Raw genomic sequence first — 24,892 nt, forward strand, 5'->3', positions numbered from 1 at the left:
CTGAACTTCCTACGCTTCTGTGCCACGTGCTCTCTCCGCCGTTCTGGACTTCGATCCTATGGGGACCGCTGTCCGAGAACTTCGGGGCGCCTCACTACTGCCAACGCGGTCTGAAGGGGCGTTCTGGCGTGTGAGGGTGACGGACGTTACCAACCGTCACCCGGGTGTGCGGGACGTTCGCGGGGACTGGGCCGGGGACGCGCACACGGTCGCGGACACGGACTGCTCGGTGGTGGCGGAGGCGGATGGCTTCCTGCGTACCTGCCGGGCGGGCACGGACCGTACATACGCGTATGTGCTGGTGGATCATCTGCGGTGGCTGCGGTTCGCGGGCCTGGACGTCGGGGCGGTGTCGGTTGAGGATCTGCGGCACTACATGGCGGCCCTCGGGGCGGATTATCCGGGGCCGTTCGGGCTGCCGTGGCGGGTGGGGAAACGCCCGTACGGGCACAGCGCGTTGAAGACCGCGGTGGCCTGCCTGAAGGGCTTCTACCTCCACCTGGGCGCCTACGGAGTGAACCCCGCACTGGCGGAGGCACTGCGCGTAACCCGGCTGCTGACGCGGGCGGATAGGCGGCGGGCGATGCTCGGGCACGTCCTACACAGCATGACGGCCAACCCGCTCGCGCCCGCAGAACAGGTGCGCCGGCATCCGAAGATGCTCCCCGAAGGCGCCCGGGATCTGCTGCTGGGGGCGGTGTCGTGCGCGCGGGACCGGATGGTGGTCACGTGGCTGGCCGACGGCGGTTTCCGGATTGGCGAGCTGTGCGGACTGCGCCTGGTCGACCTGCACCTGCGCGAGCAGGCCGCGTGCGGTCAGTGCCGGGGGCCGCACGTGCACATCTGCCACCGTGAGGACAACGCCAACCGGGCCCGGGTCAAGACCAAGACGTCCTGGACTTGGCAGGACAACGCCGTGTGCGGCGGGACGGTGCGCCGGGCGAGCCCGGCGATGATCCACACCTACTTCGAGTACATCACCACCCAGTACCCCGCCCAGTCCGTTCACGGCATGCTCCTGGTCAGCCTGCACGGCCCCTCCCGAGGCCAACCGTGGACCACGGCCGCAGCCCGGGGCATGCTGCGCAGGGCCGCGGCCCGTGGTCAGATCGGGCGGGTGGTCCCGCATGCCTTCCGGTACAGCTTCGCCACCGCGGTGCTGGACGCCGCACGGGGCAACGCGGTGATCGCGCGGGAGGCCGGCGGCTGGGCCTCGGCCGCGACCGTCGAGCAGGTCTACGGACACGTGGACGTCCACGACCCGGTCTTCACCGCGGCGCTGGAGCAGGTGTGGGGGACACGGCCGTGATCCCGCTGACGCTGCTGCCCGGCCGCACCGACACCACCCGCGTCGGCCGCGACCGGCTCGAACTGCTCAGGGCCCTCATCGCTGCTCCCGCATTCGACCCGCTCCTCCGCGACACGCTGATCTTCATCCCGCCTCAGCACCCGGTCTACGCCTGGCAGTGCGCCGTTGACGGCTGCCTGCGCATCCGCCGGGTCGGCGACAACCTGTGCAACACGCACAACCTGGAGTGGGAGCAGGCCGAGCGGGCGGGGCGGACCAAGCGCGCCTTCATGGACGCGGCCGCCGCTCTGCCCGCCGCGCGGGGAGTGGACTACGGCTGGCGCCTGATCTGCCCCGACCGCCCGGCGATCAGCCCCACCACCCGGCTGTGCCAGCAGCACCAGACCAGGTGGCAGTACGTCGAGGCAGCCGGCATGGACCGAGACCGGTTCGAGCACTGGGCCCGCACCCAGCACCCGCTTCCCGGCTACGGCCTGTGCCAGGCGCGGTGCCCGTTCTTGGCTTGCACCTCGCTGGGGCTGTGCCTGCAGCACCTGAACCGGTACAAGATCGACAACCGCCCGGGAGCGGCCCGGTCGCACAACTCACGCGGCCCACTCAAGGACGGCCGGCCGCTCCCGGTGACCTACGGCGACGGAAGGCATTCCGCGCCTGGTGCGCCACTGCGGAGCCGGTCACGCAGCCAGGGCTGGTCAACCTCCACTGCCTGCCCCACTGCTACGGGCCGAGATCCAGTGGGGCCTGAACGCCCACGCCCAGCCCGCACAGCACTCCGAGTGGACCACCAATGGCATCAGGAATCTCGTCAGGTACTGCTGGCGGGGCAGCATCATGTCCCTGACGGATCTGCACGACGAAGGCTACAAAGACCTGACGCGCAAGCAGATGGACTCCGAGGTCCGCAAGATCATCTGGGAAGTCGTCAACGGCCTGCGCTGCGTCTACTACAGCCCCTCGGACACCAAGGACGCCGGCTTCCTGTGGCCCCGTCGAGGTTGGTCCCCGCGAGCAGCTCCTTCAGCGCCAGCAGCGCACGAGGCTGGCCGGGGCGTTCCTGGCCATGGACTTCCTGGAAGCAGGCGATATCAGCGCGCAGTCGGCTGACCTGAGGTTTCATCAGCTTGACGCGTTCAGCCAGTGACGGATGCGCGGTCGGCGCGGTCTCAATCCGGATCTGTGTCACAGGTGCCCCCAGGGCTCGCCATGGCCGATATACGCAGCGTAACGAAGTCCGTCACATGTTGTGAGGGAAGCGCCTCGGCGATTCGCCGGCTGTCGTCAAAGCCGCCTGCCGGTCCTCTTCCAGACCTGAGGGCGCCATCGAGCCTCGAACGGGCATGGCAGGACGGGATCCAACGGCCGCGAACGCGTGCGGAGTGGGACGGGACGGCAACAGGCAGAGCGGCGCGGAGCGAGAGCGGTTCTTGGAGGAAAAGTCGGCGAAATCGCGGCCGCGGCACGCGGCGCGTTGAAGAAGTCTGCCCGAGAGCGCTCCGCCACCTCTTGGTCCCAGCTGCGCTGCCAACTCGGCTCGGTGCTGACGCACTTGCCCCCGGGAGACCGGCTGGAAGTCCTCGCCCAGGTTGATGCGGACCCCCAAGCGGACGAGCCGCTGCTGGCGGCGCAAGCCGTCCTTGCCCTCGCCCACCGTCGCGTCAACGTCCTGTGGGCTCTTCTCCGCGACGGACGGTGCTACCAGACCGCGCCACCGGAGCCACTCGCCGCATGACGCCCGAGCAGCCGCTCCGCGATCCGCAGACAACCCTGTCGCCAGACTTCAGTGCTTGCGGCAGGATCAGGCAGATCAACATACCAACGTGTGGTGCGAAACGGGCGCAGGCCCAGCTCCCCAAGAGATCAGGCAGGCACTGCTGGCCGAGCACGGCGCCGCTCGGCTTCGCCTAGTTGTTGCGGGTCAGGAGGTTGATGACGTTTCGCTGATCAGCGGATCTCGTTGTCGGGGTGCTCGCTGTCGTAGGTCTCACGGGCGCGGGCGATGTGGGCCCGGTGTTCGAGTGACCAGTCGGCAAGTGCCTTGACGAGGTGTGTCAGGCTCGCGCCCGTCTCGGTGAGCCGGTAGTCGACCTGGGCAGGCACGGTCGGATACACGGTCCGAAGGACCAGGCCGTCTCGCTCCAGCCGGCGCACCGTAAGGGACAGCATGCGCTGGGAGATCCCATCGATGGCGCGCTGAAGTTGCCGGAAGCGCCTCGGGCCGTTGGCGAGCTCGACGATGACGAGGACCGACCACTTGTCACCGACCCGGTCGAGGACGTCGCAGATCCCGCAGTCGGGGTGGTCCTGCTGTCCGCAGGGTTCGAGTTCGGCGGGTTCAGCGGTTACCTCGGTGTGCGTCACTGACACGAAACTGCCTCCTTGTGGGGCGACCTGGGCCGGTTGAAGATCTCACCGTAGTTACTGAAGAGAACCACGGTAGGAGACAGAACCACAATGATCATGGTGACCGGCGCGAACGGACAGCTCGCCTCTCTCACGCTCCAGGAGTTGGCTGAGCGCCACGTGCCCGCCCTGGGCGGCACTCGATCGCCCGCAGAAGGGCAGCGGCGACTCGACTTCGACGACCCCACGAGCCTCGACCTCACCGGCGTTTCTACGCTGGTCCTCGTCTCGGCGGGGTACGCCGAGGACGACCAGGTCATCACCCGGCACCAGGCAGCTGTAGACGCTGCGGTGCGCAATGGCGTGAGCCACGTGGTGTACACCAGCCTGGCTGGCGACGGTGACCACCTTGGCTTCGCCCTCGCCCATCGGGCCACCGAGCAGCTGATCAAGGGCAGTGGACTTGGGTGGACGGTCCTGCGCAACGGGCTCTACGCCGAACTCTTCGGGGCGCTCCTGACCTGGACCGCTGACGGCGTGGAATCGGCGTTCGGCGACGGAGCGCTCGCCGCTGTGGCGCGGGCGGACCTGGCCTCGGCCGCAGCCGTCGTGGCCAGCAATCCGACCGCGCACGCCGGCAAGACCTATGACCTGGTCGGCGAACCGATCACCGCCGTCGGCATCGCCGAATCCCTCGGAGTCGCGCACCGGACCATTGGGCTCGGGGAGTACCGGGCCCAACTCCTCGCTGACGACACGCTACTGCCGTTCCAGCCGTCGATGCTCGCCTCGATCGCGACCAGCGTCCGCCACGGGTTCCTCAGCACCACCAGCCCCGACCTCGCCCAACTACTCGGCCGACCGCTCACCGACCCGCTCACCGTCGCCACGGACACCGCGGCCGCGATGCGCCCCGACGCCAGCTGACACGGATGGTTCACCGCAATGCGCCACTGTCCATCGAAGGTCGCCGTCGCCTGATCGAACGCTGCCGCACCCGGCCGATCGCGCACGTTGCCGCCGAGATGGGTATCTCCCGGGCGTGCGCCTCAAAGTGGGTTAACCGCTATCGACAACACGGGGACCTCGGATTGTTCGACCGATCCTCGACTCCGTCCCGCCGGCCGACCGCAATCAACGCAGACGTCGTCGCGTAGATCGAAGACCTGCGACGCAGGAACAAGTGGTCCGCCTCCCGAATCGCCTTTGAGCTTCAAGAAGACGGCTGGCAGATCAGCCGCCGTACCGTCTCGCGGTAGCTGCACACGCTCGGGCTGAACCATCGCCGGTTCCTCGACCCGAACGGAGAATCCAACCGCGAGCCACGGCGGATCACAGCCCGCCGGCCCGGACACATGGTCCACATCGACGTGAAGAAGGTCGGGCGGATCCCCGACGGCGGCGGTTGGCGAGCCCATGGCCGAGGGAGCGATCAAGCCAAGGCTGCCGAGCGTCGAAAGCGGAAAGGCTGGCGAGCCGGATACGCCTACCTGCGCCAGAGGGTGAGCGCGCCTCCCGGACGGCGAGGATCTCGGCGGCGGTGGTCTCGGGATCTGGGCAGTGTGTGAGTCCACCACGTACTTGCCGACTGATCCGAACGCGGTCGGTGATGGCGACGATCAGGTGTTGCCTCAGCCGGGTTCTGTCGGGAAGGAGGGGGTGGTCTCGGCAAGCCGTTCTGGCTCCGCCGGCGCACACGCGTTTGAACTGGGCGGTGCGGGCACCGTCCGCTTTGACCTGTTCGAGGTTGGCGGTGTGCCCGGCTGGGCAGGTCGCGGTGCCGGCAGCCAGGTCGACGCGGAAGTCGGTGTCCCGGTAGTTCTCGCCGAAAAAACAACTGAGGAGCCCCTGACCTGGCCCGTTGCTGTGGAGCCGGTGGAGGATTCGCAGGTCACGGCCTCTAAGCGGGCCTGAGCCGCCGATGGCCCTTCGACTTGGCCATGCCATTTCAGACGGCGCTCATGCCGCCGTCGACCACGAGGCTCTGCCCGGTGATGTAGGAGGCGCGCGATGAGAGCAGGAAAGTGACGGCTTCGGCCACCTCCCAGGCGGTCCCTTGGCGGCCGAGCGGGATGCGGGCGAACGAGGCGGTCCGCGACGCCCGTTGGGCGGAGGCCTCACGGCCCATCGGAGTGTCGATCAGGCCGGGGACGACAAGGTTGGCGCGGATCCGGCGCGGCGCGCCCTCCTTGGCGACGTGGCGGGTGAGACCGAAGAGCGCTGCCTTGGAGCTGTCGTATGCCGGGGAGTTGGTGGCGGCGCGCAGTCCGGCCACCGAGCCAACGAAGACGATCGCGCCCCCGTCACTGAGCGCCGGCAGGCCGTACTTGGCGGCGAGGAAAGGGGCGCGCAGGTTGAGCGCCATGACGCGTTCCCACTCCTCGGTGGAGGTGCCGTCGAGCCCGGAGCCGAGGCCGACGCCGACGTTGACCACCATGGCGTCGAGGCCGCCGAGGGCGCGGGAGGACTCGGCGACCATGGCCGAGGCGCGGTCGGCGTCGGTGGCGTCCCCGACGACGGTGATCGCCTTGGCGCCCTCCGCGCCGACGAGCGCGGCGGTCGCCGCGGCGGCGTCGGCGCAGATGTCGGCGCAGGCTACCGCCGCCCCCTCGCGGGCGGCGAGGACAGCCACGGCACGGCCGTTGCCCACGGGGGCGTCGACGTTGTCGCTGGGCCGGGTGCCGGCGCCGATCACCAGCACCGTGCGGTCGGCGAGGCTGCCGGCGGCGGTCGGCGGCGGTTGCTCACTCATGGCCGGTGTCCTCTCCGTGGTTTCCGTTCGCCGTGGTGGTGGGCGGGGTGAAGCCGGGGTCGAGTCGTGTACCGGCGGAGTTCAGGAAGAAGGCGACCATGTGGTACTGGCCCACCAGCATGGTGACCTCGATCAGCTCCGCCTCGTCATGGTCGGCGGCGAGCGCCTCCCAGGTGTCCGCCGACAGGCGGGCATTGCGGTGCAGTTCGTCGGCGGCGCGCAGCAGCAAGCGGTCCGGCCCTGCCCATCCGCCAGCTTCCGAGCCGAGGGGGACACGGGCGATCTCGGCCTCGGTGACCCCGGCAGCCCTTGCCAACGGGACGTGACGCCCCCACTCGTACGCCGCTCGGGTGTTGTACGCGGTGCGCAGGATCAGCAGCTCACGGGTGCGTCCGGCGAGCCTGCCGCCGCGCAGCAGGTAGCCGCCGAACGGCAGGAAGCGTTCGTAGAGGTCGGGATGCCGTACCAGGGTGGTGAAGATATTGGGGACATGGCCTCCCTCATCTCGTGCGGCCGAAGCGAGCAGCCCGCGCACGCGCACGTCCCAGAGTTCCTCGGGCAGTGGCGTGAGGCGTGGTGGGGCCTCCGCGGTGGCGCCGTGTGGCTGCTCCGCGCTGGTCATGGAGTCTCCGTTCGTCCAAAGGACCGGTCACCGCCACTGTGCCGCGCCGCCCGAGCGGTGTCGATGGACCATCGGCAAAGGTCGCCGGGGCGCATATTGTTCGCTCCTACAACTGTCATCCCGAGTGGAAGGTGAGGGTTCATGGCAACGGGCCAGGGCGGTGCGGCGGTTCTGGAGACTGTGATCGACGCCATGCGCGCCCGGCAGGAGGCAGTCGGCAGCCGTCTGCACACCGAGGTGGCCGAGCGCATACCGGCGTACCGCGCGGTCCCCAGCGAACTGCTCGTCCAGATCTGGGGCCGCCACTTCCAGCGGGCTCTCGCGGTGCTGCGCGACGGCCGGGTGCCCGGGCCGCACGAGATCACCGAAGCGGACGTGGCCCGCGAGCGGGTGGCCCGGGGGGTGCCGCTCGGCGACGGGCTGCGCGCCTTCCGGCGTGCCCTGCAGGCCATCCGGGACCTGTTCATCGAGGAGGCCACCAGCCACGGGCTCGATCCGCTGGTCATTGTGGAGCGCACCAAGGATCTGTGGGAGCTCGCCGACGTAGAGAGCGTGCAGATCGCCTCGGTGCACCGCGAGGCAGAGGTCACCGCCGCCCTCTTCGACGCCCGGCGCCGCGCGGACTTCCTGCGCGGTGTGCTCTACGGCACCCTGAGCGCGGTGCAGGTGCACGGCGGAGCCGCCATCTACGGCCTCGACCCGGCACGCCCCTACCACGCCGTCCGGGCCCGATCCAGCGGCGAGGACGGCGGCCTGGAACGGCTGGAGCGGGCGCTGGTCACGCTGTGCCGCTCCCAGGGGCGGAGCGCGATGCTCGCCGTGATGGACGAGGCGGTCGTAGGGGTGGTCGAGACCGGACCGGTCGTCGGCGACCTGGAGGTGACGGCGGGTCTCGGCCCCGCGGCGGAACTGGGCGAGGTCCACCGCTCGTTCCGCACCGCCGGCCGCCTGCTGGACGCCGCCGCCGCATACGGTCTGCGCGGCGTCTACGCGTTGGGCGACCTGTCCTGGCGGGTCGCCGTGGTCTCCGAACCCGAGATCTGCGAGGCGCTGCTCGACCGCTATTTGCGGCCGCTCGCCGACGAAGGGCAGTTCGGCGCCTTGATCGAGGAGTCGGTGCGGCTCTACCTCGAGCGCGGGCGCCACATCGGCGAGGTCGCCCGGGCCCTGCACGTCCACGTCAACACGATCCGCTACCGGCTGCGGCGCTACGAGGAACTGACCGGTGCGCGCCTCGACGCACCGCACACCCTGGTGGAGCTCAACTGGGCGCTGGCCGCACGCGAACTACGGCTCGCCCCCTCACCCCACCGTCGCCCGAGCCCACCCGCAACCGGACCCACGGTCTTGCCCTGACCTCAAAGAACCGCAGGTCAGTAGCCACTTCGTTGCTTTCTCGGCGGAAGCTACCGGGACACCTTTCAGCAGAGTTCTGCCGCGTTGCGTGCGGCAACGGCATAGTGCGCGAGGCAAGCGTTGCGATCACGGACTTGCTGGGCATAAACCCTCCATAGGGTGCTCGCATGAGTGAGGACTGGAACTCGACAGACGGGATCCTGCGGTTTCCTTCAGGCGCGCTCGTGCGTGGCCGGGGTTTGCGTTACCCCTTGCCCTCAGGGCCGACGCCATCCTTCGCGGTTCACCTGCTTGGTAAGCAGCCTCCACCGACCGAGTGGGAGGCTGGATGGTTGCGGTGGCCTGACTTTCGCCTTCCCAAGGACCGCCGGCAAGCTCGGGATGTGTTGCAGGAAGCGTTGACCCGGGCGGGGAACGAACGCGTTGAGGTCGCGTGCGGAGGCGGGCGAGGACGGACAGGAACAGCCTTGGCATGCATGGCTGTCCTTGATGGAGTTCCGCCAGACCAAGCCGTCGCGTTCGTCCGTCAGCACTACCACCCCCGTGCTGTGGAGACCCCCTGGCAGCGACGATTCGTACTGCGCTTCGAGGACGCATAGTGGCGCGTTTCGCATCGAGGGCTGCGTGCCTGACTGGCTTGCAGAGAGCACACATCAAGCTCCAGACCGAGCGACGTGAGCACGGTGGGCTTGGCCTGCTCCCACGCGTCCCCGTCCAGCAGCTTCGCCCTCGGGTCGCCCCACTTGGAGGAGTTCTTCGCGAACACCTCCCGCCGGCGCAGCATCCGGTGGAACTGCTCCAGCACGCAGAACGCGTACGCCTTCCAGTCCACCGTGCCCGGCTCCAGATGCGGGGCGGACAGCACCAGCCGGCGCCAGGAGCCGGTGAGCAGCCCGGTGTCGACCTCGGCGGGGCCGACCAGGTCGCCTTCGCGGGCGACGAGGAGGGCCTTGTCGAGTTCGGGGCGGCGGGCGAGCTTGCCGGACGCCTTGTCGGTGAAGACCTACTCGCAGCCGGCCACGCGGAGGTCATCCTCCTGGGCCTCGGGGTGCTGATCGCGTGTGCTGACGCGCGCGACGCCGATTCTGGTGAGCGTTACATAGGCGCGTACACGGCACGTGTGACAGTCGCGGCCTGCGGCAACGCTATGTTGATCTTCGCGTCTCATGAACGATCGTTACCCGACGCGCTCGGACCCCCGCGGGTGGTCGTCACCGACAAGCTCCGTTCCTACGGCGCCGCCCACCGCGAGGTCATGCCCTCGGTGGAGCACCACTCGCACAAGGGACTGAACAACCGGGCGGAGAACTCCCACCAGCCCACTCGGCAGCGTGAACGCGCGATGAAGGGTTCCGCAGCGTCGGCGGAGCGCAACGCTTCCTGTCCGCGTTCAGCGGCATCTCACCCCACTTCCGGCCCCGCCGGCACCTGATGACCGCGCCCGACCACCGGTTCGAGATGACCGTGCGCTTCGCCATCTGGGACCAGGCCACCGGCGCTGTCGGCCGACCCGCCACGGCCTGAAAACAGGCCCGGAACCCGGGCCGCCATACCCTGACACACCCTCATGCCACCACGCACTCAACAACGTGACAGCGCCCGACGGGGTGCTCGCCGTCGACGGCTGGATAGCCCACCGCCAGGATCGCCTGGCCTGCCGGGTCCCGTCGGCCAGCCTCCATCATGGCTTGCCAGACCGGCTCGGCCAGCGCAAGCGGCGGCTGACGGTCCACCAGGCACAGCACCCAGCCGGGTTCGGACTCGACCGTGTCCGCGAAATGCTGCACCACGCCTGCGCCCTGAGCGTACGCCTCGCTGGTCGGCCGTCCCAGGTCCGCCACGCGGCGCAGCTGCTCGTAGGCATCGCTCAGCTCCCGCTCACGTGCCGGAAGGCCCTGGCCTACGCGCAGTTCCGGAGCGGAGGTGCGTGCCTGCGCATCGGCGACGGCCTGTCGGACGAGCTCGGTCAGGGCCTTGGGGCCGGGCATGCCCAGCGCCGCGATCCCCATGGACAGCAGGCGCTGGATCTCCGTGCGGGGCAGCCAGTGGGTTCCGTCCGCGTCACGCACCGGGACGGCGACGGTGTGGGCCGGGACCTGGCCCGGCTTGCCGGCTGGGGCGGCGACGACGAAGACCGTGCCCGGCGCCTGCTGCGGGATGTCGATGAAGACCACACGGGACTGTTCGTCGTCGGACCAGCCGACGGTCACGCCGCGCGGCGCCGGGGTGACGCGCTCGCGGATCACCTTGCGCACCTGGTCGAGGTCGACCGCCGACCGGTCGACGGAAGCGATGCGGTCGAGCACCTCCTCGCCGTGCTCCAGTCGCGTGGTGATCCCGAGAACGAGGAGCCCTCCGCCACCGTTGGCGAACGCGGTGACGTCCTTGGCGAGTTCTTCCACCTTGGCGGGGTCGCGCAGTTCGTACGGGGCGCCCTTGGCATCCAGCCACTGGCTCTCCCGCAACCCCAGCAGCGCGGTGGGCGTATGGCCGCGCAGCGCCGACCGGGCGCCCTCGAGATCTATCTGTGACATTCCCGAAGTATCCCGGCCGGCGCATCCTGGCGTGGACCCTTTTTCTCCCGGCCCCAATCTGGGCTTGCTCTGCAGTTCCGGTCTCCGCTGCGGAGGCCCTCGGCGAGCCGGGGTCTACGGCCGACGTGCGCTTCAGCCACCGCCGCAGGGCCCACCGTCGTCCGCCTTCGCCCGGGCCGGGCGGTGGGAAGGGCGGAGGATGCACTCGGCGCACCCTGCATTCGCATCGCTCCGCCACCGTCGGTTCCCCTCAGCAGGCTTGCCGGACGGCAGAAAGCCTCACGGCTTGGTGATCAACAGTGGATAGGCTGTGTGCATGTCACGTGCACGCGTCACCCTCGTAACTGCCCTTGTCGGGATTGCCGCGCTCACCGCCTGCTCCTCCAGCAGCGACAAGCCTGCTCCCGGCTCCGGCACGCACAATGGCGACGAGCCGGTCTCCGCTCCTGCCCCGAAGCCGATCACGAAGGAACTCACCCAGGCCCAGATCACGCAGGCCCTGCTCGGCGACGGCGAGACCCTTCCCGGCTGGTCCCTTCACGGCGACAAGTCGGTGACGGAAGGGCAGTACTGCAACGGCACAGAGGAGGCCGACTCCGCGCCGGCGGGCTGGGTCCGCGGCGGCGATTCCTCGTACGAGTACAACGGCTCCACGAACAACATGGCGTACATAGATATCTGCCTCTTCAAATCGGCCGACGACGCCCGCCGCCAGTACACGACGTGGAAGGGCACCGAGACAAGCAAACAGCAAAACCCCAAAAGGCCGGTGGGCGACGAAAATACACTGGTCATCAACCCCGGTCTCAGCGACGACTCCGTGTACGGGTACGTCCGCTCGGGCAAGGTCAACATCCAGGTACGGATCGAAGGCGGCACCGAAGGCGACCCCTCGGGCACACAGGCCATGCTCACCGCGACGCTCAAGCGCCTTCAGCAACTGCAGGACGGCAAAGCCGCCACCGTGACCGCCCCTGACGAGCAGGCCGCGGCCCGGCAGTAGCGGAACAGCGATCTGCGTAACCCTGGGCATGACGACAGACGAACACCCAATCGCAGCAGTGCAGGAAACGGCCGGGGCAGTGGACGCGATGGCCACCAGGCGGCCGCCTCACCCTGTCCGAGGAAGCCGTCCGGACAGGCGCTAGGTGACACGGCAACACTCGGCCTGGCGGCGGGCGCGCTGGACGATCCGAAGGCCGGTGCGGGGGCGTCTGGCGGGCCATCTGTCTTGGGCCGGGGGCAGGGGAATGTCCGGTGTCGTCGAAGACCGTACTCTTCGGGGGCGTCGGCCGGGGGCGGCCGTTTCGGGGGAATCGGGGGCTGCCATGCTCAGGCTGCATTTCACGAGGGACGATCTGGTGCGGACGAGCGTCGCACCCGGACCCGACGTCCTGTGGGAACTCGTCCTCGGCGCAACTCTACTGGGCAGTCGTCAGGGCCGGGCGGTCTTCGACCCGTGGCGGCAGCAGGCCCTGAGCGGCCTGCGCCGGCTGCCCGCCTGGCAGCCCCGGCTGCTGCGCTCCCTCGCCCCGCCCAGGGGCGACTTCCCCGACTTCCTCACCCCACGCATGGCCGGGAGCGACCTCGACAGTGGCCTCGACATGGTGCTGTCCACGCCGCGGCGCACGCTGCGCACCGGCATGCGGGTACTCGGCCGGCAGCCCTCGTGGGCGGGTGGGATCGCCACCGGCGACGGCGAGGCGCTGAACGCGCTCGGCGCCGCCCTGCGCGCCTGTCACCAGAGTCTGATCGCCCCGGTGTGGCCGCGGATCCAGGCCCATGTGGAGGCCGATCGGGCGCTGCGGGCGCGCTCGCTGCTGGAGGGCGGCCCAGAGGGGCTGCTGGCCGGACTCGGTCCCACGCTGCGCTGGAAGTCACCGGTTCTGGAGGCCGACTACCCGGTGACCCGTGACATCTTTCTGGACGGGCGCGGGCTGCTGCTGATCCCGTCGGTGTTCTGCTGGCGCACCCCGGTCACCCTCATCGATCCCTCGCTGCCGCCGGTGCTGGTGTATCCGATCGGCCGCGGTCCCGGCTGGTGGGCGGGGGCCGGACAGCAGGACGGCGCCGCCCGTCGGGACGGTCTGGACGCGCTGCTGGGGCGGACCAGGGCGGCGGCGCTGCGGGCGGTGGAGGACGGCTGCACCACGGGCGAGCTGGCCCGACGGTTGGGGATCTCGGCCCCGACGGCCAGTGAGCACACCTGCGTGCTGCGGGAGGCGGGGCTGATCGGCTCGCTCCGGCATCGCAACACCGTGCTGCACGCGCTCACGCCGCTCGGGGTGGCGCTGCTGTCGGAGAACCCCTGCCGGCCGGGCCGCGGGGCGGTCCGGCCGGTGGGGTGTGGTGGTCAGCCGGTGGACGACGTGATCACGCGGTAGGTCGCGCCCGCGACGTTGTCCGTGTAGTGGTAGATCGTGCTGATCGGAACGTAGTTGTTGATCTCGCCCGAGTAGCACGGGCCCGTCCGGGACTGGTAGCTGCCCTCCAGGATTCCGTATGCGGTCTTGTCGATCTGGCTGAACAGCGGGCCACCGCTGTCACCCTTGCGGGCGCAGATGTCGGTCCAGATGCCGACGCCGTCCTTCGGTGAGATGACCTTGCCGCAGCGCGTTCCGACCAGATAGCCGTCGCCCGCGCCACTGTCGTAGGACTCGGGGTAGTTCGAGGAGTCCGACCCGGTGCCGGTGGCACACGCGACCCAGCCGGGGTTGATCTCACTGAAGTTGTGGTAGCCGGTGATCCACTGGTCGGCCGTGGTCGCCTGGGTGCCGCACGGCGTGTCCGAGTCGCTGTCCTGGCCGCCGTTGCGGCAGTACTTCATCACCCGGTTTTTCCCGGAGAAGTTGTCCAACCAGGTCTGCGAGTAACTGCCGCTGATGTACGGCAGCATGACGAAGTCGTACGGATACGAGTTGATCTCAAGGGCAGCGTTCGGCGCGTGCTGCTGCAGGATCGAGTAGCCGTTGTGGTTGATGTACGTGTTGTTGGTCTTCCCGACCACGCAGTGACCGGCGGTCAGCACCCAGGCCCAGTTGTTGTAGGTGGTGCCGCCCTTGGAGCGGATGTTGAAGCCGGAGGTGCAGCCGCCCCAGGTGCCGTTGTCACGCTTGATGTTCAGGCGGAGTCCGCCGCGCATGGGTCCGTACTTGGTGGAGCAGTACAGCGGGTGGCAGTAGCCCCAGTCCACGTACGGGGTAAAAGCCTGCTGGGGCTGGTCGAGCCGGCGCTCCTCCACCAGCCCGCGCGGCTGCGCCGCCAACCCGGCACGGCCGCGGGCCAGTTCGTGCGCGACGGCGTCGGTCCGCGCCGCGGCGGTCGCCGCGGGACGCCCCCTCAGGTTGGACAGCTTGTTCCATGTTCCTGACCGCTTGGCGTCGGCCACCCAGTCGCGCCGCCACAGCACGACCTTGTTCTCCATCATCGACACCGCCGGGATGAAGAGAGAGTCGGGACCGCCGCCGACCGTCCGCTCGAGGCGGGATACGATCCCGTCGAGCTCGGCCCGGGAGTGAGCGACGGTCCTCGTGCGCACATGGGACCTGTCCGCCAGGGCCCGGATGTAGGGCGCGACGGCGGAGTCGCTGGTGGTGAGGACCCTCAAAACGCCGCCGTGGTCCTGGTCCAGCCACATTCCGGCGTACGCCCCCGGCCGCTCCTTCCTGAGCTTCTTGTCCAGGATCTGTGCGTCGGCCTGCAGTTGCAGCCGGCGCAGCGCCTCAGCGTCGGAGACGTGGTAGGTCTCCTTCAGGTACGCCACGGACTCGCGCACCGCGTCCGGATCGAGTCGCGTGTGCCGTGTCCCCTGCGTGTCGTCCGCCGCTGTGCCGGGCGCAGCCTGCGCCCACGTGGCGCACAGGATCATGGTCAGTACGGCCGCGGCGAGGGCCAGGATGCGCGCCCTCATGCGTCCACCCACAGGCACGTCGTCCCGGACCACCAGCCGCGGGTGATGGCGAAGGCGTGCCGGGTGTGCGGTCCGTAGACGCCGTCCGCCGTAGTACCGGCCGCGTACTGGGCCTTCTTGAGCGCGTTGTAGGTGTTGGTGCCGAAGATCCCGTCGACCGTGAGCTGGGCGCCAATCTTGTCGGCGAAACAGTGGTTCAGCTCAGTCTGGAGGTTCTTCACCGCGGAGCTCACAACGCCCTTGACCATGTTGCAGTCGAGGTTCTGTGTGCCCCCGGAGTTGTACGACGGGATCTTGATGGGCCCCGCGTCACCGGTCCAGGCGTCCCCCACTCCGTTGCATGTGGGCGTGGCCGCAAACGCCGGTTCGGCGACTGTCACCCCCAGTCCCAGCGCGACCGCGGTGATCGTCGCCACCGCGAGTAGTCGTCTCATGGGCTCCCTCCCTTGCCTCGCCTGCGCGGAATGCACAGCGACGATGGCAGGGGGCGAGGCGCCGGGCGACCACCTTCGGGCAGTGCCGAAAGACCCAGGTGACGGGGTGTGAGTGGCTGTTCTTGGCGTCTTGGTTCATGACGATTCGTCTGTGCCCGCATTCGGGTTCGGGTTGCGGGCTGGCTGGCGGCAGGCTGCGTAGGCGGGAGCGGTGGGCGGCGACGGTCTTTTCGACCGCGGTGGTGAGGTTCTGCCAGAGGAATCGGTCGATCTGGAGGGCCTGGTGTGCTGCTGTGGCGGCCACATCGGCATAAGCGCCGGAGCGCAGATGACCTCGATTCCGGGATGAGCCTGAAGTGCGCCTCCCCTCGTACCGTGGAGCCTGTGATTGCAAGGGAAGTTGGGGTTCATGGGGTCCAAGCGACGCACGTACGAGCCTGAGTGAGGGGCCCTGCGCTTCTCGGACAGCGTTGTTCAGGGTTCTCCTTATGCAGCTGCCTGCAACTCCTCGTACGCGGCGTGGACTTCTGCGGGAGTCTTGTAGCCGAGTCCGGAGTGGAGGCGTTTTCGATTGTAGAACATCTCGATGTAGCGGACGATCGCCCGGTGGGCATGTGCGCGTGTTGGGAACGCAGTTCGGTGCACGAGTTCGTTCTTGAGGGCACCGAAAAATGATTCAGCCATCGCATTATCCCAACAGACACCGGTGCGGCCGACCGACGCTCGCAGGCCCAACGAGCGGAGCCTGCAACGAAGTTCCCGAGAGGTGTATTGGCTGCCGCGATCGGAATGAAATATGCAGCCTTCGGCGAGGTCGATGTTCCGGGCCGCCATATCGAGTGCATCCGATACGAGAGAGGTCTTCATGTGGTCGGCCATCGCCCAGCCGACCACAGCTTTGGTGTGGCAGTCGATGACGGTCGCGAGATAAAGGAACCCGGCCCAGGTGTGAACGTAGGTGATATCGCTGACCAGTTTGCGCCCGGGAGCGTCAGCGGTGAAGTCACGGGCCAGCAGGTCGGGCGTGGCCGGCGCCGCATCATCAGCGATCGTGGTCGCCCGCCAGGGCCGCGGCTGGCATGGCACCAGGCCGAGCTCGCGCATCAGCGCGCGGACCAGTTCTGCTCCGGCCTGCACGTTCATCCGCTGGAGCACGGCGTGGATACGCCGGTAGCCGTAGGTCTCCTGCGAGTCAGAGAAAACCTGGAGGATGACGGCCCTCAGTTCCGCACGGCGCTTCGCGGTGGCCGACAATGGCCTCGATCTCCAGTGGTAAAAGCCCGACGTGGATACTCCCGCCCAGGTGCACATCTGCTGCACGGGAAAGTTGTCGGCCTCGCCGTCGATGAACTCGTACTTCTCCGTCACCGGTATTCCTGGGCGAAGAAGGCCGCCGCTTTTCCCAGGAACTCGGTCTTCATACGGGGTTCCCGGTTCTCGCGTTCAAGCTCGCGCAGGCGGGCGCGTTCGCTGATGTTCAGGGGAGGCTCCTCCCCGGCGTGCTCTTGCCGGTACCGGCTGACCCAGGTGCCCAGCGTTCCCTCGTTCACTTGTATCTCTCGGGCGACCTCGGCGATCGGGCGCGACTCCACGACCACCATCTTGACTGCCTCGTCCCGAAACTCAGGACTGAACTTCCTACGCTTCTGTGCCACGTGCTCTCTCCGCCGTTCTGGACTTCGATCCTATGGGGACCGCTGTCCGAGAACTTCGGGGCGCCTCAATTCTCCACGCTTCCAAGGGGATGGACACCCCACCATCTCTCTGAAAGATCGCGTCCGACCATTATTCGGCTTCCTGACCGGCCCTTCCGAACAATGCGTCAGCTGCTGAACTAGGTGATGCGGCCATGGACGGCCACTGGCTCCCTGATGCAGTGAGGACCAGCAAGTGCGACGAGCCGGCCCTGGCCATCGCAGTTCATCGACAAGACGAGGGGATACCATGCGTTTTCGCCATGCCTTTGCGGCCGCTGCCGTCGGCACTGTCCTGGCATTCGGCGCCATGAGCATGTCGGCCCAGGCCGCTCCCGCGTCCACGAACGCTGTGGACGCAGCAACCCGTGTGACCGCAACGGCCGAGTCTTCACCGGTTTCTGCGCTCGCCACGTGGCACCCGATGGACCGCTACTACTGGAAATGGACATGCGCTGCCGATGGTGTGAAAGCCACAGTGGGGCCTGGTCGTTGGGCCATGGACTACAAGTGCCCGCGTGACACGGCGGATTCGAGCTACTACAGGCTCTGGTTGCTGTACTGAGGTCATCGTGCAGAGATCCACGGTGAGGACGGCTGATCGGGCAAAGAAGACTCTGCCCCGCACCTGTTTGAACATTGGTGCATTGGGGTCCTCAAGAGCCAGTCGGCGAGGATCCTGTCCGATACAAACACGCAGGCACTGAACGCTCAACAGGGCTGCCCGCCAGGTTTTGGCGGGCAGCCCGGATGGCCCCGCCTCCGGTTCGTGGCGTCCAGGTAATGCGGTGCCCTGGCGGTAGGCAGTCGGTGGAGAGGCGGACGTGATCTGCGAATTGGTCAAGCGGCGGGCTTGGTTGGCCAGGTCGTGTCTGTGTTGGTCATGCGTCAGGTCCAGCGACTGCTGGTATGGGGCGGCGTCGTGATGCGGAGAGGCAGATGACGCGAGCGGCCCGGTAAATCCCTGCAGGTGTCGTGCGCGTGGCGTACGGTGGGGGAACCGACGCGGGGTGAGCAATTGTCATTCCTGAAGGGGCGGGTTCTGTCAACGGTGGTGTTTCTGCCGGTTGTTGGCGGTATCGGGCAGGGCTGATTGACTCGTGGCCTGGGTGTGGTCCCGAGGTAGGTGTGAGCACGCGGTTGTGGGTGTCGCTGTTCTCCAGCCCGCGATGCGGGAGGGCAGGGCCGTACTCGGCTGCCGGTCATTCCTTCGCGACGCTGGGCCGCATGGAGCGATACGACGTGGGGCAGGCGGGGCCAATCAAATCCACGGCCGCGCCGTTGAGGGGACCAGACAATTGCCCGGCCACGCGCCTGCCGCCACCGAGCTGCTCACGCCGCCTGGCGGGCCAGGGCGCGGATGTGTCCGTCGCGAAGCCCGTAGTAGACCAGCGTGAGCAGTTTGCGGGCCGCGGCGACCTTCGCGATGTTCCTGCCGCGGCGGGCCTCGATCCGTGCCCGGTCTTCGGCGATCTTGGGTGTGGTGGCGCGTTGGATGGCCTCCACGACGGCCCAGCGCACGAGCTTGCTGCCCTGCTTGGTGACGTGCCCGCGGCGCACGACGGTGTCGGATTCGTAGTGGCGCGGGGTCAGTCCGGCCCAGAAGCACAACCGGTCGGCGGAGGGGAACCGGTGCACGTCGCCGATCTCGGCGACCAGCACGGCGGCCAGGACCGGTCCGATGCCGGGCAGCCACCGGATGGCCCCACAGCCGGCGTGGCCGCGAAGCCGCTCGGCGATCCGGGTGTTGAAGACGGCTTCCTCGGCGTCGAGGATGTCGATCAGGTTCAGCAGGGAGACCACGCGCTGGGCATAGGCACCGGACAGCGTGGTCTGCCCCAACTGGCGGCGGCCGTCGGTCCCGAACAAGTCGGAGACGGCGATGAGGACCCCGGCCTTCGCGAGCACCGCGTGGACCTGGGCCTTCAGTCCACTGCGCAGGGCTACCAGTTTGGCCCGGTAGCGGACCAGTTCGCGCAATTCCCGCAGGTCGGGCGGGGCGATCCAGGACTCCGGAAGACGCCCCATGCGCAGCAGGTCGGCGAGGTCCGAGGCGTCCTTGATGTCGTTCTTGACGCGCCGGTAGGCGAAGCCCTTCACGCCCAGCGGGTGGGCCAGATGGACCTCGGCCCCGGCGGCCTGAAGCACGTCAACTGCCCAGTATCAGCCGTAGGTAGCCTCCACGACCACGTCCGGGCGGCTGCCGGCCTGCTCGATCTGCAGGCCCAGCGCGACCGGGTCGTTGGCGATACGCACTGCGCTCAGCTGCGTGCCGTCCGCGGTCTGACGCACGATCACGGAGCGCCTGCGATGCAGGTCGATGCCGACGTACTGGTGTCCGTCGTACTCGCTCATCAGGGGGCCTCCTTCGCCATGACGAACGTGAACACCGGGTATGTACCCGGCCCCCGAGGGCGGAGGCCCCGCCCCTTCATCGCATCAAATCCTGTGGATCTGGTCCGCGCGGCCGGACGTCAGTTGGTTCAGAACCGAGTCCGGTCTCACAGGGTGGTGTTCGCCTGCCGCATGGCGGATGAGCTGCTAACTTCCGCGTCATGGCGAACCAGAGCGACGGCACAGATCTCCGAAGCCGGGTGGCCGATGCCGACAGCGGTGTCCTGTTGTTCGGCATCACGCCGCCCCGCCTGAGCAATACTCCCGAGCGGATCCGGGAGATCACCGCAGCCACCCTGGCACGGTTGGAGTCCCTCGATGTCGACGGTCTGGCGCTGTACGACATCGACGATGAGAGCGACCGTAATCCGGCGCAGCGGCCGTTTCCGTACCTGCCGACCATCGACCCTGCCGTGTACCACGCGGACTATCTCTGCAAGTGGAACCGCCCGGTGGTCGTCTACCGGTGCGTCGGCAAGTACTCCCAGACGGAGCTGCGGACCTGGCTGCGGACGGCCGACGCCGACCGGCTGCTCGGCGTCTTCGTCGGCGCGTCCTCGAAGGGGAAGGCGGTGCGGACCGGCCTGTCCGAGGCGCAGGACCTGCGCCGCGATGTCCGCCCAGACCTGCTGCTCGGTGGCGTGGCCATCACCGAACGCCCCGAGGAGCATCTGCGGCTCGTCGCCAAGCAGGTGGCCGGATGCGCGTACTTCATCTCGCAGGTCATCTACAGCGCCGACGCGGCGAAAAGCATGGTCTCCGACTACTACTACGCCTGCCGCGAGCGGGACCTCGAACCGAGGCCCGTCCTGTTCACGCTCTCGGTGTGCGGCTCGGTGAAGACGCTGGCGTTCCTCCAATGGCTCGGCGTCGACGTCCCGCGCTGGCTGGAGAACTCCCTGCGCCATGCGGACGACACCCTGGCCGAGTCATACCAGCACTGCTTGGCGAACGCCCGGGACCTGATCGCCTTCTGCCGCAAGCTCGGCATGCCGTTCGGCTTCCTCGTGGAGAGCGTGTCCATCCGCAAGGTCGAGATCGACGCCTCGGTCGCCCTTGCCCACGAGCTCAGCAGGCTGCTCGGACGAGGTACACCCTCGGTGTGAAGCCGGGCACGAACGTGCGGCTGTCGAATCCCGCGATCGGGACGCGGCTCAGGCCGCGCTTGAAGCGGGCTCCGGCTCGCACAAGGGCGACCAGGTGCGGCGCATTGACCGCGCGCCAGCGTTCCTGGGCGGACTCGATCAGCTTGAACGTCATCGCCAGAGCGGCCGACCGCGACCCGGCGCCGCGGGTGACCTTGGTGCGCAGCCGCACAGTGGAGAAGGTCGACTCGATCGGGTTCGTGGTACGCAGGTGGATCCAGTGCTCGGCCGGGTAGTCGTAGAACGCCAGCAGCACGTCCTCGTCGTCGACGACCTTCGCCACGGACTTGGGGAACTTCGCGCCATACTGCTTCGCGAACGCCTTGACGGCGGCCCTGGCCTGGTCTTTGTCCTCGGCATTGTAGATGTCTGCGATCGCGTTCTTCGCCGCCGGCTGCGCCGACTTCGGGAGAGCGTCCAGGACATTTGCCGTTTTGTGCACCCAGCATCTCTGCTCGCGCGTTTCGGGGAACACCTCGCGCAGCGCCTTCCAGAAGCCCAGCGCGCCGTCACCGATGGCCAGTACCGGGGCGCGCATGCCGCGCCGGGCGCAGTCGCGCAGCAGGTTCGCCCAGGACTCGCCGGACTCCCGGTAGCCCTCGTCCAGGGCTATCAGCTCCTTGCTGCCGTCGGCCCGAACGCCGACCATGACCAGCACGCATGCCTTGGCCTCGTCCAGGCGCACCTTCAGGTGCACGCCGTCGGCCCACACGTAGACGAAGTCGGTCTTCGACAGGTCCCGTTTCTGGAACGCTTTGTGATCGTCGCTCCACTGCGCGGTCAGCCGCGACACGGTCGCCGACGACAGCCCGGCGGCCGAGCCGAGGAACTGTTCCAGTGCCGGGACGAAGTCGCCGGTGGACAGGCCGTGCAGGTACAGCAGCGGCAGCACCTCCGATATCTTCGGGGTCTTGCGGGCCCACGGCGGCAGGATCGCCGAGGAGAATCGTTTGCGCTCCCCGGTCTCGGCATCGATCCGCCGGTCGATCACTCGCGGCGCTTTGACCTGCACCGGCCCGGCCGAGGTGGCTATCGTCCGCTCTGCGTGGAAACCGTTGCGCACGACCAGACGGCGACCACGCTTGTCACGCTGGTCGGCCAGGTCAGCGAGATAGCCGTTCACCTCCGCTTCCAGCGCGGCAGCCAGCATCCGCCGGGCGCCCTCCCGGACGATCTCGTCGATCAGGAAGCCGTTCGGCGTCGTTCCGGCGGCATCAACTACGGTAAGCATGGGCGTGCCCTCCCAGCCGACGCGCCAACGCCGGCCTACTCAGTGACCTTCGAATCGATCACTCGGGAGGGTGCGCCCTCACCGAGCCGATCCACAGGTTCTGAGCATTGCTCGTGTGCCGCAGGTCAACGGGTCCGATACCACCTGGTATCGGGGCTGCCGCTGTTTGCGTGCGGGCGAGATCGGCATACGCGTGCTCTCCGCCGGGGGCCTGGTGGGAGTCGGCCTGGCCTGGCCAGCCACGAACGAGCGGTATTGGTTGTTTCCTGATAACTCACCTGCATGCGCGCTCTGTTGCCCAGAAGGTGATGCTTCTACCGTGAAGTGATGGCCAACGGGGTGTGGCATCGCGGGTACAACATCGAAGTCAACCTGTCGCTTCCTGATCTCGGTCATCCTGACCGGCCCGGCTTGCTCGACGAGATCATGACGAGTGTTGCCGAGCGGGATCCGGAGCTGCTGGAGTGCCTGGCGCACCATGACGGCAACACGTGCGAGTCCGAAGCGGGCGGGAAGTCGCCGTGGATGTTCGTACGACGCGGTCGCGTCGGCGGGCGCCGTCCGCTGGTCGCCGCTCATCTGCCCGTCACGCACAAGCCGAGCGCAGCGGAAACCGACCAGCACAAGGCCACCAAAGAACGCGTGGTCGCCACTGCGCTCAGGCACGGGCTGGAGGCCAGCGCGGAACAGCCTGTGCGGGGCACCGGAGGCCGTGGAGTGGCGGATGCGCTGGTGACAGGTCCGGACGGAACCCGGATCGGCTGGGAGATCCAGTACTACCCGCTCAGCCCCAGCGCGGTTCACCGGCGCTCCGTCAAGGTGCCCGCGACAACGGGGTGATGCCGCTGTGGGTGACCAAGAGCGACCGGGCCGCCCTCATCGACCGGGCCCCATGGGCACGCGTGGACGACATGGACTGGCAAGACATCGCGGACGGCCGCGAGATGCTGATCCGCGGCGGGTTCCGGCATCTGCAGACATGGCGGTGCGTGCCCAGCAGCGTCCGGCACTGCCTCGAAGGCAGCGGCGGGCACTGCGGCAGCATCCATGCCGACTGGTTCCTGCCGGCCCTGTGCGAGCCACCCAAGCCGCCCATCCACATCGAGGACCTCATCGTCACCTCTGCGACCGGGGAGAGCCTGGCGGTGTTCGTGCCCAGCCGTCACAACCCGCGAACCGGACGGCACATGTGGGTGCCCGTGAAGGACTGCAGCACGTGGAAGGACATGGCCGGGCCCACCCGCCTGCCCAAGGAGCCCAGCCACGAGCCGGACGACGACATCACCTTCAGCAGCGAGGAACTGGACCGCTCGTGCAGGGCCGGCGAGGAACACCTGGCGTACCGGAGCGATCCCCGCCCCCTGCGGGACTTCGGCCAGCCCACCGGCGGACTCACCCTGCCCGTCTTACCCATGCGGCCTGCCAACGCCGGCGCGCCGGTGGCGGTCACGGACCCCGAGCGGGCGGCGATGGCCGCGGCCCTGGACTGCAAACCCTGGGAACTCGGACCCTGCATCGGATGCGGCCAGTTCATCCGCCGCTTCGGTCGCAACGCCCCCATGGCCTGCCGGGCCTGCCGGGAAGCCTGGGCGGGTTCCCAAGCACGCTGAGACCAACGCCGCGAGGACTGCAAGGTGGCACGTCTTCACCCACCGTTAGTAGCTCTGCAGGCAGCGTGAGGGTGCGGTCGGGCGGACAGGGAGCCGTCTCTGACCTTGGGGTTTTTCGGCTGGCAGGGGAGTGGCGGCCTGTGGTGCCTGGCGCTGGCCCAATAGGCTGGGTGTGCTCGGGGTGTTCTGTGGAGGTTCTGCCATGCCCCGGACGATCTGGAGCGGCGCGATCAGCTTCGGTCTCGTGACCGTTCCCATCCATGTGGTGTCCGCGACCGAGGACCACAGTGTGCGCTTCCACCAGTACCACGTTGAGGACATGGGGCGGGTGCGGGTGCGGAAGGTGTGCGAGCTGGAGGATCGTGAGGTCCGCCAGGACGAGATCGGCAAGGGCTACGAGCTGACCCGGACGCAGGTCATCCCCGTCTCGGACGAGGAACTGCGGAATCTTCCGTTGCCGACGGCGAAGGCGATCGAGATCCAGGGGTTCGTGCCGTGGGAGTCGATCGACCCGATCAGGGTGAGGGAGGGCTATTACCTGCAGCCGGACGGGCAGGTCGCGGTGAAGCCGTACGAACTGCTGCGCAGGGCCTTGGAGCGGTCGTCGCGGGTGGCGGTGGCGAAGTTCGCCTGGAGCGGCCGGGAACGGCTGGGCCTGCTGCGGGTGAGGGAGAACGCGCTGGTGCTGCACGCGATGCGCTGGCCCGACGAGATCCGCGACCCCTCCGAGCTGTATCCGCCGGCGGTGGAGGTGTCGCAGGAGGAGGTTGACGAGGCCGTGCTGCTCATCGACCGGATGGCCACCGACCGGCTGGAGGGCGCGGACTTCGTCGACCACTACAGCGAGGCCCTGGAGAAGGTGATCGAGGCGAAGCGGGAGGAGAAGCCACTGCCGCAGATGCCGGAACCGGAGATCCAGCCGGGCAAGGTGGTGGACCTGATGGCCGCACTCCAGGAGTCCGTGGCCAGGGCCCAGGCCTCCCGCGGCGAGAACACCGAGGCCGACGTCCACGAGATGCCCCAGAAGACCACCGCCAGGAAGACCGCGAAGAAGACACCCGCCACGAAGGCCACCGCGAAGAAGAACACGGCCGGCAAGACGACCACGAAGAAGACGACGGGCCGCGGGCCGCGCAGCGCCTAGTCGAGGATGCCGAGGGCGGTGTCGGGGCGGCAGTGGATGCATGAGGGTACCTGCCGGCGCAGTGCGTCGAGTGCCTGCTGCCGGGTGGCGGGGCGGCACCTGCCGCTCTTCGCGGCCCGTTCTGCTTGTTGAGCCCGTACTGGATCAGCCACTCGGGCGGGGCGGGACGCATCTGCTCGCCGCGGCGGCGTTCAGCCTCCCGTCGCCCCTCGGTTGCGATCCAGGTGTCGAGCTGGGCGAGGGCAGCCGTCGCCTGCTGGACCACGACGCGGCGGGCGAAGTGGAGCAGCTGGAGTCGCGACGGTTCCTCGTTCACATGTTCGATTCTATGGTCAGGGGAAACAACGGTCACACCAGAGGGAGCTGTCCTGTGCCATCGAAGGCTGAGCAGTGTCACCGAAGTTTGAGCAATCCGAG

The 24,892-nt window shown here is 68.3% G+C and carries 21 protein-coding genes and 4 pseudogenes; 13 read left to right on the forward strand and 12 right to left on the reverse strand.

All coding sequences use genetic code 11. From position 1 onward, the window contains the following. Nucleotides 1–136: 136 nt before the first annotated feature. Nucleotides 137–1,309: a tyrosine-type recombinase/integrase gene (locus ACFY1J_RS44165; protein WP_390712962.1), complete on the forward strand. Its 1,173-nt coding sequence runs from the start codon at nt 137–139 to the stop codon at nt 1,307–1,309. A 1,941-nt stretch (nt 1,310–3,250) separates the two neighbouring features. On the opposite strand, the gene ACFY1J_RS44170 is transcribed toward ACFY1J_RS44165, so the two are convergent. Next, on the reverse strand, nt 3,251–3,673 hold the full coding sequence (locus tag ACFY1J_RS44170; RefSeq protein WP_390712963.1) for a winged helix-turn-helix transcriptional regulator: 423 nt from the start codon (nt 3,671–3,673) through the stop codon (nt 3,251–3,253). A gap of 87 nt (nt 3,674–3,760) precedes the next feature. Here ACFY1J_RS44170 and ACFY1J_RS44175 point away from each other — a divergent pair, with 87 nt between their 5' ends. The 3 genes and pseudogenes from ACFY1J_RS44175 to ACFY1J_RS44185 all read left to right on the forward strand — a co-directional run bounded on the left by ACFY1J_RS44175 (nt 3,761) and on the right by ACFY1J_RS44185 (nt 5,563). Beyond that, nucleotides 3,761–4,576, forward strand: a complete 816-nt coding sequence (locus tag ACFY1J_RS44175) for an NAD(P)H-binding protein (protein ID WP_390712964.1) — start codon at nt 3,761–3,763, stop codon at nt 4,574–4,576. A gap of 5 nt (nt 4,577–4,581) precedes the next feature. Continuing rightward, a pseudogene (locus ACFY1J_RS44180) lies at nt 4,582–5,154 on the forward strand (helix-turn-helix domain-containing protein); the annotation flags it as partial. 55 nt (nt 5,155–5,209) lie between these two features. After that, entirely contained in the window at nt 5,210–5,563 is a 354-nt protein-coding gene (locus ACFY1J_RS44185) for a hypothetical protein (RefSeq protein ID WP_390712965.1), read from the forward strand. A 34-nt stretch (nt 5,564–5,597) separates the two neighbouring features. Here ACFY1J_RS44185 and ACFY1J_RS44190 read toward each other — a convergent pair whose 3' ends face one another. Continuing rightward, complete coding sequence (locus ACFY1J_RS44190) at nt 5,598–6,401, reverse strand: SDR family NAD(P)-dependent oxidoreductase (protein WP_390712966.1); 804 nt, start codon at nt 6,399–6,401, stop codon at nt 5,598–5,600. Further along, entirely contained in the window at nt 6,394–7,023 is a 630-nt protein-coding gene (locus ACFY1J_RS44195; protein WP_390712967.1) for a carboxymuconolactone decarboxylase family protein, read from the reverse strand. Before ACFY1J_RS44195 ends, ACFY1J_RS44190 begins: the two co-directional genes overlap by 8 nt. A 141-nt stretch (nt 7,024–7,164) precedes the next feature. Here ACFY1J_RS44195 and ACFY1J_RS44200 point away from each other — a divergent pair, with 141 nt between their 5' ends. Beyond that, nucleotides 7,165–8,379 (forward strand): PucR family transcriptional regulator, encoded by a 1,215-nt coding sequence (locus ACFY1J_RS44200; RefSeq protein WP_390712968.1) that lies wholly within the window; start codon nt 7,165–7,167, stop codon nt 8,377–8,379. A 167-nt stretch (nt 8,380–8,546) separates the two neighbouring features. After that, complete coding sequence (locus ACFY1J_RS44205) at nt 8,547–8,978, forward strand: protein-tyrosine phosphatase family protein (protein ID WP_390712969.1); 432 nt, start codon at nt 8,547–8,549, stop codon at nt 8,976–8,978. A 62-nt stretch (nt 8,979–9,040) separates the two neighbouring features. Here ACFY1J_RS44205 and ACFY1J_RS44210 read toward each other — a convergent pair. After that, nucleotides 9,041–9,298: pseudogene (locus tag ACFY1J_RS44210) on the reverse strand (hypothetical protein); the annotation flags it as partial. Between the two features lie 279 nt (nt 9,299–9,577). Between ACFY1J_RS44210 and ACFY1J_RS44215 the strand changes: the two are divergent. After that, nucleotides 9,578–9,775: pseudogene (locus ACFY1J_RS44215) on the forward strand (DDE-type integrase/transposase/recombinase); the annotation flags it as partial. Between the two features lie 169 nt (nt 9,776–9,944). Here the strand turns inward: ACFY1J_RS44215 and ACFY1J_RS44220 are convergent. Further along, nucleotides 9,945–10,913 carry an RNA-binding domain-containing protein gene (locus ACFY1J_RS44220; RefSeq protein WP_390712970.1) on the reverse strand — a complete coding sequence of 323 codons (969 nt, stop codon included), beginning with the start codon at nt 10,911–10,913 and terminating at the stop codon, nt 9,945–9,947. 316 nt (nt 10,914–11,229) lie between these two features. Here ACFY1J_RS44220 and ACFY1J_RS44225 point away from each other — a divergent pair, with 316 nt between their 5' ends. Continuing rightward, entirely contained in the window at nt 11,230–11,916 is a 687-nt protein-coding gene (locus ACFY1J_RS44225) for a hypothetical protein (protein WP_390712971.1), read from the forward strand. A gap of 325 nt (nt 11,917–12,241) precedes the next feature. Continuing rightward, on the forward strand, nt 12,242–13,297 hold the full coding sequence (locus ACFY1J_RS44230) for a helix-turn-helix domain-containing protein (RefSeq protein ID WP_390712972.1): 1,056 nt from the start codon (nt 12,242–12,244) through the stop codon (nt 13,295–13,297). On the opposite strand, the gene ACFY1J_RS44235 is transcribed toward ACFY1J_RS44230, so the two are convergent. The 5 genes and pseudogenes from ACFY1J_RS44235 to ACFY1J_RS44255 all read right to left on the reverse strand — a co-directional run bounded on the left by ACFY1J_RS44235 (nt 13,267) and on the right by ACFY1J_RS44255 (nt 19,306). Further along, nucleotides 13,267–14,823, reverse strand: a complete 1,557-nt coding sequence (locus tag ACFY1J_RS44235; protein WP_390712973.1) for a hypothetical protein — start codon at nt 14,821–14,823, stop codon at nt 13,267–13,269. The genes ACFY1J_RS44230 and ACFY1J_RS44235 overlap by 31 nt on opposite strands. Continuing rightward, the gene (locus ACFY1J_RS44240) at nt 14,820–15,257 is read right to left on the reverse strand and encodes a peptidoglycan-binding protein (protein ID WP_390712974.1); all 438 of its coding nucleotides are present in this window, start codon (nt 15,255–15,257) and stop codon (nt 14,820–14,822) included. Before ACFY1J_RS44240 ends, ACFY1J_RS44235 begins: the two co-directional genes overlap by 4 nt. A 486-nt stretch (nt 15,258–15,743) precedes the next feature. Continuing rightward, a protein-coding gene (locus ACFY1J_RS44245; RefSeq protein ID WP_390712975.1) for an IS3 family transposase occupies nt 15,744–16,912 on the reverse strand; the annotation gives its coding sequence in 2 pieces (ribosomal slippage) (nt 15,744–16,660 and nt 16,660–16,912; 1,170 coding nt in all). Nucleotides 16,913–18,283: 1,371 nt separating this feature from the next. Then, nucleotides 18,284–19,102: pseudogene (locus ACFY1J_RS44250) on the reverse strand (IS110 family transposase); the annotation flags it as partial. A 12-nt stretch (nt 19,103–19,114) separates the two neighbouring features. Further along, a complete protein-coding gene (locus ACFY1J_RS44255; RefSeq protein WP_390712976.1) occupies nt 19,115–19,306 on the reverse strand; it encodes a hypothetical protein in 192 nt (63 codons plus the stop codon). Between the two features lie 200 nt (nt 19,307–19,506). Here ACFY1J_RS44255 and ACFY1J_RS44260 point away from each other — a divergent pair, with 200 nt between their 5' ends. Further along, nucleotides 19,507–20,451, forward strand: coding sequence for a methylenetetrahydrofolate reductase (locus ACFY1J_RS44260; RefSeq protein ID WP_390712977.1), 945 nt, complete (start codon nt 19,507–19,509; stop codon nt 20,449–20,451). Here ACFY1J_RS44260 and ACFY1J_RS44265 read toward each other — a convergent pair. After that, nucleotides 20,414–21,721 (reverse strand): IS256 family transposase, encoded by a 1,308-nt coding sequence (locus ACFY1J_RS44265; protein WP_390712978.1) that lies wholly within the window; start codon nt 21,719–21,721, stop codon nt 20,414–20,416. The two genes, ACFY1J_RS44260 and ACFY1J_RS44265, sit on opposite strands and share 38 nt — an antisense overlap. A 327-nt stretch (nt 21,722–22,048) precedes the next feature. Here ACFY1J_RS44265 and ACFY1J_RS44270 point away from each other — a divergent pair, with 327 nt between their 5' ends. The 3 genes from ACFY1J_RS44270 (at nt 22,049) to ACFY1J_RS44280 (ending at nt 24,475) form a co-directional block, all read left to right on the forward strand. Then, complete coding sequence (locus tag ACFY1J_RS44270; protein ID WP_390733181.1) at nt 22,049–22,561, forward strand: hypothetical protein; 513 nt, start codon at nt 22,049–22,051, stop codon at nt 22,559–22,561. Beyond that, nucleotides 22,561–23,331, forward strand: coding sequence for a hypothetical protein (locus tag ACFY1J_RS44275; protein ID WP_390733182.1), 771 nt, complete (start codon nt 22,561–22,563; stop codon nt 23,329–23,331). The genes ACFY1J_RS44270 and ACFY1J_RS44275 overlap by 1 nt, the downstream gene beginning before the upstream one ends. A gap of 202 nt (nt 23,332–23,533) precedes the next feature. Next, a complete protein-coding gene (locus ACFY1J_RS44280) occupies nt 23,534–24,475 on the forward strand; it encodes a Ku protein (RefSeq protein ID WP_390712980.1) in 942 nt (313 codons plus the stop codon). Here ACFY1J_RS44280 and ACFY1J_RS44285 read toward each other — a convergent pair. Further along, on the reverse strand, nt 24,472–24,627 hold the full coding sequence (locus ACFY1J_RS44285; protein ID WP_390712981.1) for a DUF6233 domain-containing protein: 156 nt from the start codon (nt 24,625–24,627) through the stop codon (nt 24,472–24,474). The genes ACFY1J_RS44280 and ACFY1J_RS44285 overlap by 4 nt on opposite strands. Between the last annotated feature and the right edge of the window lie 265 nt (nt 24,628–24,892).

The organism is Streptomyces sp. NPDC001406, from assembly GCF_042895285.1.
In the GTDB taxonomy this organism is placed as follows: Bacteria; Actinomycetota; Actinomycetes; order Streptomycetales; family Streptomycetaceae; genus Streptomyces.

Bases quoted from the DNA above. Each gene is read 5' to 3' on its own strand.
- ACFY1J_RS44175 (WP_390712964.1), top strand. From the start codon at position 3,761: ATGATCATGGTGACCGGCGCGAACGGACAGCTCGCCTCTCTCACGCTC.
- ACFY1J_RS44190 (WP_390712966.1), bottom strand. From the start codon at position 6,401: ATGAGTGAGCAACCGCCGCCGACCGCCGCCGGCAGCCTCGCCGACCGC.
- ACFY1J_RS44195 (WP_390712967.1), bottom strand. From the start codon at position 7,023: ATGACCAGCGCGGAGCAGCCACACGGCGCCACCGCGGAGGCCCCACCA.
- ACFY1J_RS44200 (WP_390712968.1), top strand. From the start codon at position 7,165: ATGGCAACGGGCCAGGGCGGTGCGGCGGTTCTGGAGACTGTGATCGAC.
- ACFY1J_RS44205 (WP_390712969.1), top strand. From the start codon at position 8,547: ATGAGTGAGGACTGGAACTCGACAGACGGGATCCTGCGGTTTCCTTCA.
- ACFY1J_RS44220 (WP_390712970.1), bottom strand. From the start codon at position 10,913: ATGTCACAGATAGATCTCGAGGGCGCCCGGTCGGCGCTGCGCGGCCAT.
- ACFY1J_RS44225 (WP_390712971.1), top strand. From the start codon at position 11,230: ATGTCACGTGCACGCGTCACCCTCGTAACTGCCCTTGTCGGGATTGCC.
- ACFY1J_RS44230 (WP_390712972.1), top strand. From the start codon at position 12,242: ATGCTCAGGCTGCATTTCACGAGGGACGATCTGGTGCGGACGAGCGTC.
- ACFY1J_RS44235 (WP_390712973.1), bottom strand. From the start codon at position 14,823: ATGAGGGCGCGCATCCTGGCCCTCGCCGCGGCCGTACTGACCATGATC.
- ACFY1J_RS44240 (WP_390712974.1), bottom strand. From the start codon at position 15,257: ATGAGACGACTACTCGCGGTGGCGACGATCACCGCGGTCGCGCTGGGA.
- ACFY1J_RS44255 (WP_390712976.1), bottom strand. From the start codon at position 19,306: ATGAGCGAGTACGACGGACACCAGTACGTCGGCATCGACCTGCATCGC.
- ACFY1J_RS44260 (WP_390712977.1), top strand. From the start codon at position 19,507: ATGGCGAACCAGAGCGACGGCACAGATCTCCGAAGCCGGGTGGCCGAT.
- ACFY1J_RS44265 (WP_390712978.1), bottom strand. From the start codon at position 21,721: ATGCTTACCGTAGTTGATGCCGCCGGAACGACGCCGAACGGCTTCCTG.
- ACFY1J_RS44270 (WP_390733181.1), top strand. From the start codon at position 22,049: ATGGCCAACGGGGTGTGGCATCGCGGGTACAACATCGAAGTCAACCTG.
- ACFY1J_RS44275 (WP_390733182.1), top strand. From the start codon at position 22,561: ATGCCGCTGTGGGTGACCAAGAGCGACCGGGCCGCCCTCATCGACCGG.
- ACFY1J_RS44280 (WP_390712980.1), top strand. From the start codon at position 23,534: ATGCCCCGGACGATCTGGAGCGGCGCGATCAGCTTCGGTCTCGTGACC.